Annotated in this window: 12 protein-coding genes; 5 read left to right on the top strand and 7 right to left on the bottom strand. The window is 71.8% G+C overall.

Annotated elements, in window-relative coordinates; all coding sequences use genetic code 11:
• Positions 1-50: 50 nt before the first annotated feature.
• Positions 51-419, bottom strand: coding sequence for a hypothetical protein (locus ACFY3L_RS48810; protein WP_389340751.1), 369 nt, complete (start codon positions 417-419; stop codon positions 51-53).
• 102 nt (positions 420-521) lie between these two features.
• On the opposite strand from ACFY3L_RS48810, the gene ACFY3L_RS48815 reads away from it, so the two are divergent.
• A complete protein-coding gene (locus ACFY3L_RS48815) occupies positions 522-1,931 on the top strand; it encodes a hypothetical protein (protein ID WP_389340753.1) in 1,410 nt (469 codons plus the stop codon).
• Complete coding sequence (locus ACFY3L_RS48820) at positions 1,928-2,683, top strand: 3-ketoacyl-ACP reductase (RefSeq protein ID WP_389340755.1); 756 nt, start codon at positions 1,928-1,930, stop codon at positions 2,681-2,683. Before ACFY3L_RS48815 ends, ACFY3L_RS48820 begins: the two co-directional genes overlap by 4 nt.
• Here ACFY3L_RS48820 and ACFY3L_RS48825 read toward each other — a convergent pair.
• From ACFY3L_RS48825 to ACFY3L_RS48845, 5 genes are read right to left on the bottom strand one after another with little or no spacing between them, the layout of a single operon-like run.
• The gene (locus tag ACFY3L_RS48825; protein ID WP_389340757.1) at positions 2,643-4,043 is read right to left on the bottom strand and encodes an MFS transporter; all 1,401 of its coding nucleotides are present in this window, start codon (positions 4,041-4,043) and stop codon (positions 2,643-2,645) included. The two genes, ACFY3L_RS48820 and ACFY3L_RS48825, sit on opposite strands and share 41 nt — an antisense overlap.
• Positions 4,044-4,091: 48 nt before the next feature.
• Complete coding sequence (locus ACFY3L_RS48830) at positions 4,092-4,805, bottom strand: ABC transporter permease (protein ID WP_389340759.1); 714 nt, start codon at positions 4,803-4,805, stop codon at positions 4,092-4,094.
• Complete coding sequence (locus ACFY3L_RS48835) at positions 4,805-5,716, bottom strand: ABC transporter ATP-binding protein (protein ID WP_389340761.1); 912 nt, start codon at positions 5,714-5,716, stop codon at positions 4,805-4,807. The genes ACFY3L_RS48830 and ACFY3L_RS48835 overlap by 1 nt, the downstream gene beginning before the upstream one ends.
• Positions 5,716-6,585 carry an ABC transporter permease gene (locus ACFY3L_RS48840; protein ID WP_389340763.1) on the bottom strand — a complete coding sequence of 290 codons (870 nt, stop codon included), beginning with the start codon at positions 6,583-6,585 and terminating at the stop codon, positions 5,716-5,718. The genes ACFY3L_RS48835 and ACFY3L_RS48840 overlap by 1 nt, the downstream gene beginning before the upstream one ends.
• Positions 6,569-7,525, bottom strand: a complete 957-nt coding sequence (locus ACFY3L_RS48845) for an ABC transporter ATP-binding protein (protein WP_389340765.1) — start codon at positions 7,523-7,525, stop codon at positions 6,569-6,571. The genes ACFY3L_RS48840 and ACFY3L_RS48845 overlap by 17 nt, the downstream gene beginning before the upstream one ends.
• A 141-nt stretch (positions 7,526-7,666) precedes the next feature.
• On the opposite strand from ACFY3L_RS48845, the gene ACFY3L_RS48850 reads away from it, so the two are divergent.
• Entirely contained in the window at positions 7,667-8,704 is a 1,038-nt protein-coding gene (locus tag ACFY3L_RS48850) for a diguanylate cyclase domain-containing protein (RefSeq protein WP_389340767.1), read from the top strand.
• Between the two features lie 4 nt (positions 8,705-8,708).
• On the opposite strand, the gene ACFY3L_RS48855 is transcribed toward ACFY3L_RS48850, so the two are convergent.
• Complete coding sequence (locus tag ACFY3L_RS48855) at positions 8,709-9,623, bottom strand: transposase (protein WP_389340769.1); 915 nt, start codon at positions 9,621-9,623, stop codon at positions 8,709-8,711.
• A 418-nt stretch (positions 9,624-10,041) separates the two neighbouring features.
• Between ACFY3L_RS48855 and ACFY3L_RS48860 the strand changes: the two genes are divergently transcribed.
• Positions 10,042-10,299 (top strand): hypothetical protein, encoded by a 258-nt coding sequence (locus tag ACFY3L_RS48860; protein WP_389340771.1) that lies wholly within the window; start codon positions 10,042-10,044, stop codon positions 10,297-10,299.
• Between the two features lie 106 nt (positions 10,300-10,405).
• Complete coding sequence (locus tag ACFY3L_RS48865; RefSeq protein WP_389340773.1) at positions 10,406-10,990, top strand: YidC/Oxa1 family membrane protein insertase; 585 nt, start codon at positions 10,406-10,408, stop codon at positions 10,988-10,990.
• Positions 10,991-11,118 lie beyond the last annotated feature (128 nt).

The following is an 11,118-nucleotide window of genomic DNA, read 5'->3' on the forward strand; positions in this document are numbered from 1 at the left end:
CGGACGGGAGGCGCCGCCCGGAGCAACCGAGGTGCAGGCGCGGTGCGGGCTCAGGTCTCCAGCAGGAGTTCGGGCATGAGCCGTTCGACGGCGTACAGGTCGTAGACGCGGCGGACCTCGGCGATCAGGCCGGTCGGCGTCACCACCAGGAACTCGGCGAGGCGGAACTGCTCGGCGCCGACCGCGCAGTCGTACACGATCGCGACGCGCTGGTCGATGACGGTGCGGGAGAAGACCGACACCGAGGTCAGCCCGGCGGCGAAGCCGGTGAGCTTCTCGATGAAGTCGCCGTCGGGGTCCAGGTTGGACTCGACCCGGGCGCCGGCGGCGAGCAGCGTGAACAGGGTGCTGGTGCGGCCGGTGGTCCAGGCGGCGACCCAGCGATCGGTGACTTCCTCAACAGCCGTCGCTTCCATCACGCGCCATCCTGCCACGAAGGCGGGCGCCGGCGGCGTGGGGACGCGAAAGGCACCCGTTCTCCGGGGTTCTCAGGAAAGCGCTTTCCCCTTATCCTCGGGGGCATGTTGCGCATCGATGACGGGCTCGCGCCCAAGGATCTGCTGGCCGCGACCGGGCGGATGTGGGAGCTGTCCGCCGGGAAGATCGACGCGATCGACGCGTCCTGCCCCCCGGGCGGCAGCCAGGGAGCGCCCGTGTTCACCGTCGAGGGGCGGTACACGGCGCGCGGCTGGACCGAGTGGACGCAGGGGTTCCAGGTGGGCTCGGCGCTGCTGCAGTTCGACGCGACCGGCGACCCGCACTTCTTCGAGCAGGGCCGCCGGCACACGCTCGGCGTGATGGCGCCGCACGTCAGCCACGTCGGCGTGCACGACCACGGGTTCAACAACGTCAGCACGTACGGGACGCTGCGCCGCCTCATCCTGGAGGGCCGCGCCGGCGAGGCCGACCTGGACTTCGCCGAGCTGGCGCTGAAGGTCAGCGGCGCCGTGCAGGCCGCCCGCTGGAGCAGGACCGCGGACGGCGGCGGCTACATCTACTCGTTCAACGGGCCGCAGTCGCTCTTCGTCGACACCATCCGCTCGTGCCGGTCGCTCGCCGTCGCGCACCGCCTCGGGCACGTGCTCATGGGCGAGCACGACGAGCGGATCGACCTCCTCGATCGGCTCGTGCAGCACGCCGAGAGCACCGCCCGCCACAACGTCTACTTCGGCGAGGGCCGCGACGTGTACGACATCCGGGGCCGCACGGCGCACGAGGCCCTGTTCAACGTCAACGACGGGCGCTTCCGGGCGCCGAGCACGCAGCAGGGCTACTCGGCGTTCTCGACGTGGACGCGGGGCCTGGCGTGGGCGATGCTCGGCTTCGCCGAGCTCCTGGAGTTCCTGGAGAGCGGCGACCGGGTCGTCGCATCCGACCTGTTCCGCGCGGCGGCGCAAGCCACGTGCGACTTCTACATCGAGCACTCCCCCGCCGACGGGATCCCGTACTGGGACACGGGCGCGCCGGGCCTGGTGCACCTCGACGCCGACGCGCCCGCGGACCCGTTCAACGCCCACGAGCCGGTCGACTCCAGCGCCGCCGCGATCGCCGCGCAGGGCCTGCTCCGCCTCGGTCGCGTGACCGGCGACGACAGGTACACCCAGGCGGGGCTCACGGTCGCGAGGACGTTGCTGCAGGAGCCCTACCTGTCGACGGACCCGCGGCACGAGGGGCTGCTGCTGCACTCGGTGTACCACCGCCCGAACGGCTGGGACCACGTCGCGCCGGGCCAGTCGGTGCCGAACGGCGAGTCGAGCATGTGGGGCGACTACCACCTGCGGGAGCTGGCGCTGTACATCGGCCGGCTCGTCGACGGCCCGTACTACACGTTCTTCGGCGGCTCACCCGGCGGTTCGCCCGGCGGCGCTTCGGACGGCTCCTCCGACGGCGCCTCCGGCGGCGGTCTCGGCGGCGGCGGGGTGCGGCGGTGAGCGCCGCGCTCGTCACCGGGGCGTCCCGCGGGATCGGCCGGGGCATCGCCCTCGCCCTCGCCGGCGCCGGCTTCGACGTGGTGGTGAACTACGCGTCCAACCTCGCCGCCGCCGAGGACACCGCCGCCGAGATCCTCCGGCGGGGCGCCAAGGCCGCCCTCGTCCGTGCGGACGTCGGCGACGCCGAGGACCGTGCAAGGCTCGTGCAGGAGGCGCACGACGCTTTCGGCGGCATCGACCTCCTGGTGAACAACGCGGGCGTGGCGCCGAGCGTCCGCGCCGACCTCCTGGAGGCGACCGAGGAGTCGTTCGACCGGCTCGTCGGCATCAACCTCAAGGGCCCCTACTTCCTCACCCAGCAGGTCGCCCGCAGGATGATCGACGCCGGCGTCCACGGCAAGATCGTCACGATCTCGTCGATGAGCGCCTACACCGCCAGCGTCAACCGGGGCGACTACTGCGTGACGAAGGCCGGCCTGGGCATGATGACGAAGCTGTTCGCGGCCCGGCTCGCCGAGCACGGCATCACCGTGTTCGAGGTGCGGCCCGGCATCATCGCCACCGACATGACCGGCGCGGTGAAGGAGAAGTACGACAAGCTCATCCTCACCGACGGCATCACCCCGATCCGGCGCTGGGGCACCCCCGAGGACGTCGGCCGCGCCGTCGTCGCCGTCGCCACGGACCTGCTGCCGTTCTCCACCGGTCAGGTCATCGACGTGGACGGGGGCTTTCATCTGCGGACGCTGTAGCGCGCGACCGCAGCAGCTCGTGCACCGCCTCGATGTCCGCCGGGGCGGTGCGCGACGCCAGCCAGTACATGACGCCGGTGGGCACGAAGAAGACCTGGAACACGGCGAGCCCGACGGCGAGGTTCGCCGGCGGCGGGAAGCTGCGCGCGAGCGCGGCGAACACCGCCCCGACGAGCCCGTTCCCCGCGGCCCGCCCGACCCCGTTGACGAGGTTGCCCAGCGAATACACGGTGCCGCGGTGCTCCGGCGGGTTCACGTCGGCGATCAGCGCGAACCAGTTCGGCGAGTTCGCCGACGTCAGCGCGAGCGCCAGCAGCGCGCACAGGAACGCCGCCAGGAGGCTCGGCGTCGTGAACAGCGCCCCGAGCACCAGCGTCGTCGCCGGCCGCCCGTCCGGCGCGGGCAGCGTCAGCGGGGCGAAGAACAGCAGTACGTACAGCGGGACCCCGGCGAGGATCCCGATCGCGGCGACCTTCGCCCGGCCGCCCTGGTCGCGCCGCTGCCAGCGGTCGCCGATCATCCCACCGACGACGGACAGGACGCCGCCGAGCTGGAAGAGGGTTGCGAGGATGCCGCCGATCGCGATGGCCTGCTGCTCGTCGTAGCCCTGCGCCTCCGCCTTCGCCTGGAACAGCCGCGGCAGCCAGACGAGGGACCCGAACGCGGCCTGCGCCGTCAGCCCCTGCAGGATCAGCCACACGTTGGTGCGGCGGGCGACGATGCCGGGCAGGTCGGCGCGGGAGATCCGGTGCTCGTACTCCTCGCCGGCGGCGAACACCGCGGCGAGGTCCGGTTCGCTCTGCCCGCGCCGGATGTCGGCGGTCGTGAAGTACGCGGCGGACGCGAGCACCCCGAGCGCGGCGAGGACCCAGAACGGCCGCCGCCAGTCCGTGCCGCCGAGCTGGCTCGCCACGAGGACACCGGCGAGGGTGCCGGCGCCCTGCGACAGGCCCCACAGGCTCATCACGAGGCCGCGGCGGCGGGGCGAGATCAGGTCGCTGACGACGGAGAACCCGACGGAGCCGACCGCGCCGAGACCGACCGCCGCGACCAGCTGCGCGGCGAAGAACGCCCAGTAGCCGCCGGCGAGGACCGTGGCGACCGTGCCGCCGGCCCAGATGAGGGTGCCCGCCATGAGCACCGGCTTCCGGTCGGTCCGGTCGCCGGTGTACGCCCAGCCGACGGCGGCGACCGCGGTCACGAGGTAGCCGACCGCGGTCACCACGCCGAGCGCTCCCTCGCCGACGCCGAGGGAGCGGCTGATCGGCGAGTAGAGCGGCGGCACCAGGCTGATCGCCACGTTGTCCAGCGACGCCAGCACGATGAAGACGGCGACGCTGTAGACGCGGTGGAAACTCACCCGCGGACGGTAACCCGTCGCGCCGCCTGGGGCGATGTCAGGGCGACGTCAGCCCGTCTCCCCGGCGACCGCGAACGTGCGCAGCTTCTGCACCGCGAGCGCCGTCATCCCGACGGTGAACACGCCCGCCATGACGAAGCTCACCGGTACGGACACCGAACCGGACAGCACGTCGGTCGGGGCGAGCCAGTCGACGATCGTCTTCACGTACTGCTGGATGCTCAACTTCGCCGTGCCGGACAGCAGGTTGCCCAGCAGGCCCTCCCACAGCACCACGTAGACCAGGCCGAGCAGCACCGGCCGGCGGGTGATGACGCTGATCGCCAGGAACAGCGCGCAATAGGCGAGGGCTCCGACGAACGCGCCGACGACGAGGGCGAACGCGAGCGGCGTGGACTCGGCGAGCAGCCCGACGATGAACAGCGGCACGGCGGCGAACCCGCCGGTCACCCCGACCGCCACGGCGAGCTTCGTGAACACGATCTCCGAGCGCGGGATCGGCTTGGACAGGATGTGCGTGATCGTGCCGTCGTCGATCTCGGAGCCGAGCACGCCGGTGCCGACGATCAGCGCGATGACCGGCAGCACAGCGGCGAAGCCGAGGCCGACGATGGTCGGCTCACCCCATTCCGCCGGCGGCTCCCCGAAGGCCCGGGCCGCCGCCGCGAAGCCGACGAGGATGACCGGCAGCGGCACCAGCAGCCAGATCCGGCGGCGGCCGAGCAGGCCGCGCAGCGTGATGCGGGCGATGGTCGGATTCATCAGGCACCCACCAGGTAGGAGAAGACGCTTTCCAGGGACTCGTCGGCGGGCAGCAGCTGCCGCACCCGCACGCCCTCCTTGAGCGCGATGCGGGGCAGCGCCCGGGTGAAAGAGCCGTAGTCGGACGCGCGGACCTGCAGGCCCGTCGCGTCGAGGTCGACACCCGCGACGGACGCCTCGGCGATCAACGCCACCGCGAGGCGGCGGTCGTCGCTGGAGCGGATGGAGAACACGTGCGGCCGGTTGGTCATCAGCCGGCGGATGGTGCGGAAGTCGCCGGAGGCGGCGAGCCGGCCGGCGACCATCACCTGCACGGTGCCGGACACCTGCTCGACCTCCTCCAGGATGTGCGAGGAGAACAGCACGGTGCGGCCGTCGTCGCCCATCTTGTGCAGCAGGTCCATCATGTGGAAGCGCTGGCGCGGGTCCATGCCGTTGAACGGCTCGTCCAGCAGCAGCACCCCCGGGTCGTGCACGAGCGCGGACGCGACCCGGATCCGCTGGCGCATGCCCTTGCTGTAGGTGTCGATCCGCCGGTCCTGGGCCGGCTCCATCTCCACCATCGCCAGGGCGCGGCGGGCGGCCTCCTCCGGGTTCGCCAGGCGGAACAGCCGGGCGCTGGCGACGACGAACTCCTTGCCGGTGAGGAAGCCGTGCACGGCCTCCCGTTCACTGACCAGGCCGAGCGTGCGGTACACGTCGGGGTTGCGCCACGACGGCGCGCCGTCGACGGTCAGCGTGCCCTTCGACGGGGCCAGGAAGCCCGACATCATGTGCAGCAGCGTGGTCTTGCCGGCGCCGTTCGGGCCCAGCAGGCCCGTGACGCCCGCGCCGAGCGTCATCGTCACGTCGTTGACGGCGACGACGTTGCCGTACCAGCGCGAAACGTGCTGAAGATCGACGGTGCCCATCAGGCGGCCACCTTCCGGTAACGAAGCAGCAGCAGGCTGACACAGGCGGCGAGCACAAGGACGGTGCCGACGCCGTACGCGGGACCGTAGTCGCCGATCGGGACGCCGTCGGGCAGCTTGCCGAAGACCCACTGCTCGAAGCCGAGCAGGAGGGTCATCGGGTTGACCAGGAACGCGAGGTGGCTCAGCGCGCTGTCCTGACCGCCGATGACGTTGAGGATGCCGACCATCGGCGCGGTGATGATGAACACGCCGACGATGAACGCCGCCGCGAACGCCCGCCGCCCGGTGAGCGACGCGACCAGCAGCGCGATCGACGCGAGGACCAGCGACCGGATGACCGCGCCGGCGAGGCCCGGACCCATGTCGCCGAGCTCCTTCAGGGCGCCGGAGAACCCGTCGGTCCGGGTGAACACCGCACCGATGTAGATGAGCAGCTGCGGCACGGCGAGCAGCACCAGCACGACCGTCGCCAGCGCCGCGTACTTCGTCAGCGCGTAGTCGGAGCGGCTGAGCGGCCGGCTGAAGTACAGCGGCAACGTGCGGTCCCGCAGGTCACGGGAGACCAGCTCCGGCGCGACGATGGCGAGGAACAGCATCACGGGGAACGTGATGTTGGCGGCGTACGACCGGTAGCTCATGAGCGGCTCGCCGGTCAGCGACCGGACCGCGATCGCGATCACGGCGACGCTGAGCGCGATGCCGATCACCAGCCACGGGAAGATCTTCGCCTTGGCGCCCCGGCCGATGCCGAACGCGGTGCGCAGGCTCTGCTCGTAGAGGGAACGGTTGGCGTACCAGCGGCCGAGCCTCGGGCCCGTGTACCGCTGGTAGCCGATGTCGTGGATGACGCTAGTTGGCTGCGCCATGGCCGACCTCCTGTGCTGCCGGCCCGGCCGGTCCGGTCACTGACGGGGTTTGGAAGAGCTCAGCGACGCGGTGGCGGCGCTGGTCGAGGCGGTGCAGCGGCAGGTCCAGCTCGGCGACCGCGACGAGGATGCGGTCGTACACGTCCTCGCTGTCCATCGGCACCATGAGCGACGCGCCGTCCCGGGACACCGGAAGGCCCTGCTCGGTGAGGCGGGCGACCAGCTGCTCGACGCCCTCGCTCACCTCGACGGTGAGCACGTCGCGGCTGGTCGTCATGTCCGACACCGTCGCGGAGCGCAGGAGCTTGCCGCCGTCGATCGCGATCAGCGACGTGCAGATCCGCTCGACCTCGCCGAGCAGGTGCGAGCACACGACGATCGAGATGCCGAACTCGGTGCCGATGCGGTGCACCAGCTCCAGCATCGCGTCGCGGCCGGCCGGGTCGAGGCCGTTGGTCGGCTCGTCCAGCAGCAGCAGGTCCGGGTCGTGCGCGAGCGCCTGGGCCAGCTTGACCCGCTGCTTCATGCCGGTGGAGTAGCCGCCGATCTGGCGGTACCGCTCCTCGTAGAGCCCGACGTGCCGCAGCGCCTCGGAGGCCCGCTCCCGGGCCGCGTTGGCGGGCAGGCCGCTCATCCGGGCCAGGTGGGTCACGTACTCGGCGGCCGATGTCTCGCTCGGCAGGCAGTCGTGCTCGGGCATGTACCCGACGCGCTGCCGTACCTCCACCGACTGCGTCGTCGGGTCGAGCCCGAGCACCCGCAGCTCACCCCCGGACGGCTGGAGCAGCCCGAGCATGATCTTGATGAAGGTGGACTTGCCGGCGCCGTTCGCGCCGACCAGCCCGATGATCCCCGGCTCCACCGCCAGGGAGAGTTCCGAAAGGGCGGTGACGCCACCCCCGTAGCGCTTCGTCAGCGCACGCGTCTCGATGAGTGCCACGACGCCGACCTTACGGACCGTGAACCCTGAGGGGTATCCGGAACGCACCTGAAAGCCGCCACCTAGGGGTTCAACCTGAGATTTTCCTCAGCTTCACTCAGAAGCTTCTCAGGTTCGGTTACAGGCGGTCGACGTCAAGGCGTGGATCTGCCCCTGTACCGCGTCCGGCGCAGCATCGAGTGGGCCGGCCTGATCAGCCGGTCGGTCTCCGTGCTGTGGATCGTCGTGTCCATCGCGCTGATGTCGCTGCCGGCCCTGACGACCATCTGGGTGCTCCCGCTGATCCTCACCAACCTCGTCGCCGTGTACGCGCTGCGCAGCATCGCCCTCCCCCGGTACCGCATCCTCAACCCGCTGCTGGTCGCGCTGGACACCGCCACGTGCGTCGGCGCGGTCCTGGCGACCAGCCGCTGGGCCCACGACGTCGGGCTCTGGCCGATCTTCGTCATCGCCATCGTCATCGGCGCCTTCCGCTGCCAGCTCGCCGGCGCCCTGCTGGCCTGGCTCGCGACCGCCGGCGGCGGGATCGCCCTCTACGTCTGGGCGGACCAGATCGCCGGCCGGCCGATGCCCGCCGACCTCGTCACGATGGCGCCCGCGCTGCACCTGGTGGTCGCCGTCCTCGCCGGCCTGCTGGCCCGGGGACACCGCAACCAGCTGCGGCAGCTCGGGGAGGCCCGCGCGAAGCTGCGCCACCTCGCGCTGCACGACCCGCTGACCGGCCTGGGCAACCGCAACCTGCTCGACGAGCACACCCGCACCGCGCTCACCCCCGGCACCCCCACGTCGGTGCTGGTGCTGGACCTCGACGGCTTCAAGGCCGTGAACGACACCCTCGGCCACGCGGCCGGCGACGAGCTGCTGCGGCTCGTGGCCGCCCGCCTGCGCACCCACGCCCGCGAGGGCGACCTGGTCACCCGGCTCGGCGGCGACGAGTTCGTGGTGCTGCTGCCGGACACCCCGGCCGCGGCGGCGGGCGAGGTCGCGGCCAGGCTGCGCGCCGCGCTGCTCGCCCCGATCACCATCGACGGCCGGCCGGTCCACATCGACGCGAGCATCGGCGCCGCGACCGCGCCCGACACCACCCTCGACACCCTGCTCCGCGCCGCCGACGCCGGCATGTACCGCGAGAAGGCGACCCGCCGCCTCCAGCCCGTCCCCGCCATGCACGCCGTCTGATTCCCTATCGAGGATGGGTTGTCAAGGTCCGGCTTGACCGTGCTGGGCCTTGGCCGGAGGATCGTTGGTGGGGAAGGTCGCCTCGTTTGTCCGCGGTTCGTGCGTGTGACCTGTCATGCCCCGTGTGGGCTTGCTGAGGGGCCTTCCCCGCCCGGGTTTTGTTGCTGCGCCGTCGGCGGCGGACCTCTTCGGTGACGGTCCACTGCTCGGCGATGATGTGTTTGGCCTGTTCGGGGGTGACGGGGGTGCCGTCGAGGTCGCAGATGACGTAGGGCATGCGGCGGTGCATGACGGTCCAGAGTCGTTCGGCGAGGCGGGCGGCCACGACGCAGCTGGCTTTGAGGTGGTCGGCGCCGCGTTCGGTCATCTGCTGGTAGTAGACCCGGGCGAGCTGGGGGTCCTGTTTGCGGGCCCAGTCCGCGGCGCGGATCAGGGTGGCCCTCGCGAGTCGGGAGCCGGCCTTGGACATGGGCTGGCCCTTGCGGTCGGTGTTGCCGGTCTCCGACGCGCGGGGCGCGAGCCCGAGGTAGGACTTGAAGTGCGCGGCGCTCGGGAACCGCCTGGGGTCGCCGATCACGGCGGTGACCGCGGGACCGCCGACCCGGGCCAGGCCGGGCAGGCTGCGGGCCAGCTGCGCCGGGTCGGTCCACCGGTAGCAGGTCTCCCGCTCGGTCTCGTGCCCAGCGAGCTCGGCCTCGATCGCGCGCAGCAGCCGGACCTCGGTGGCGATCTCCGCGGCCAGGTCGGTGAACGCCACCGCCGGGTGCTCGCCGTAGAGGTCGACGGCGGCCTGCGCGGCGGCCAGCCACTGCTCGGCCCGCACCGCGCCCTGATGGTTGTTCGACACCTTGGCGATCAGCGCGGTCAGGCGCGTGCGGCCGGCGCGCAGCAGCCGCGGGTCGGCGTAGCGTTCCAGCACGGCCAGGTCGGCCTTGCCCGGTGTCCGGCGCCGCCTGGCGCGTCAGACGCGAGCATTCGCGCCGCGGCCGCGACGTCTCCGCAGCCGCCCGCGACACCCCGTTGCGCGTCGCGACCGTCCCCCGGACCAACCCTTGCGCATTGACCGATGCCGAAACACGTACCCGCGCGAGCACGGCGGTCCGCCTTCAGGACCGTCTCCGCCATGGAGCCGTCTGGCTCACCGGACGGATCACGCCACTGCGAGGTGCGTGCCGGGCAGTTCTACTGGCACTCTACACCCGCCGGAAAAATCGATCTCCGACATTTCACGCCCCGCTGCCGACGCCTCACCTGCCGTGACGGCGGTACGTGCGGCGAGCCGTCTCACCGGACATGAGGGCGGCGCGGGGGTGGTGCCGTGTCGTATTCTCGGGGGCATGTCGTGGTCGCTGACCACTCTGCTCGCCGCGTGGTCCTCGGTGACCTCGCCGGCCGACGCCGTCGCCATGGCGACGGCGGTGCTCACGGCGCTCGCGATCGTCCTCGCGGCGCGACTGCTCACCGGCGCGCCCGCGGCGGCGCGGCGGGTGGTGCCCGTCCCCGCCAGGGCCCGATCCCGGCGGGCGCAGCCGACCCGGGCCATGGACCCCGACGCGGCCGGACGGCCCCGGCCCCGCGCGCCCGGACAGCGGTAGTCCTCTCCCGACTCCGTTCGTCCACTTCCCGCGCGCTCTCCTGCCCTGCCGACCCGTGCGGCGGCCGGCGCGTGCGTGCGCGCGTCCAAGCCGAAGGGCTCCCACCGTGCTGCACCATGTCCTCACCCTGCTCGCCAACTCCACCGGATCCGTCGCCGCCGCCATCGTCATCGCCACCCTCGCCGTCCGGGCCGCACTCCTGCCGCTGAGTCTCCGCGCGTACCGCGCCGAAAAGGTCCGGGCCAAGCTCGCGCCGCAGCTGGCGAAGTTGCGGGAGCGGCACGGCAAGGATCCTGTCGTCCTCGCCGAGAAGACCGCCGAGCTCATGCGGGCGGAGGGGTCCGGGCCGCTCGCGGGCCTGCTGCCGATGCTGGCTCAGGCGCCGTTCATCTGGCTGCTGTACCGCGAGTTCACCGGCGACGCCGTCCGCGGGCACACCCTGCTCGGTGCCGATCTGACCGCCAGGCTGCTCGACCATCCGGCGATCGCCGCCGGGTGGCTGATCGCCGCCGCGCTCACCGCCATCGCCGTCTGGAACGTGCGGCAACTGCCCAAGGACTCGCCCGTTCTGGTGCGCCTCCTGTCGTTCGGCACTGTGGCGTTTTCCGTGATCACACCCGTTGCGGCCGGGATCTACCTGGTCACGTCGGGGGTCTGGACCGCCGTCGAGCGAGCCGTCGCCCGGCGTTGAGCCCGGCGGCCTTTTGCACGTACATGTGCGAAGTTTTTTTCGTTTGTATAAAAGTTCGGTTGCCACTAGCGGAAGGCGGACACGCGTTCTACGCTGCCAAATCAGCGACAATCGGCGATGTCGCCACA

Origin of the sequence: Dactylosporangium sp. NPDC000521 (assembly GCF_042898305.1) — a bacterium.
GTDB lineage: Bacteria > Actinomycetota > Actinomycetes > Mycobacteriales > Micromonosporaceae > Dactylosporangium.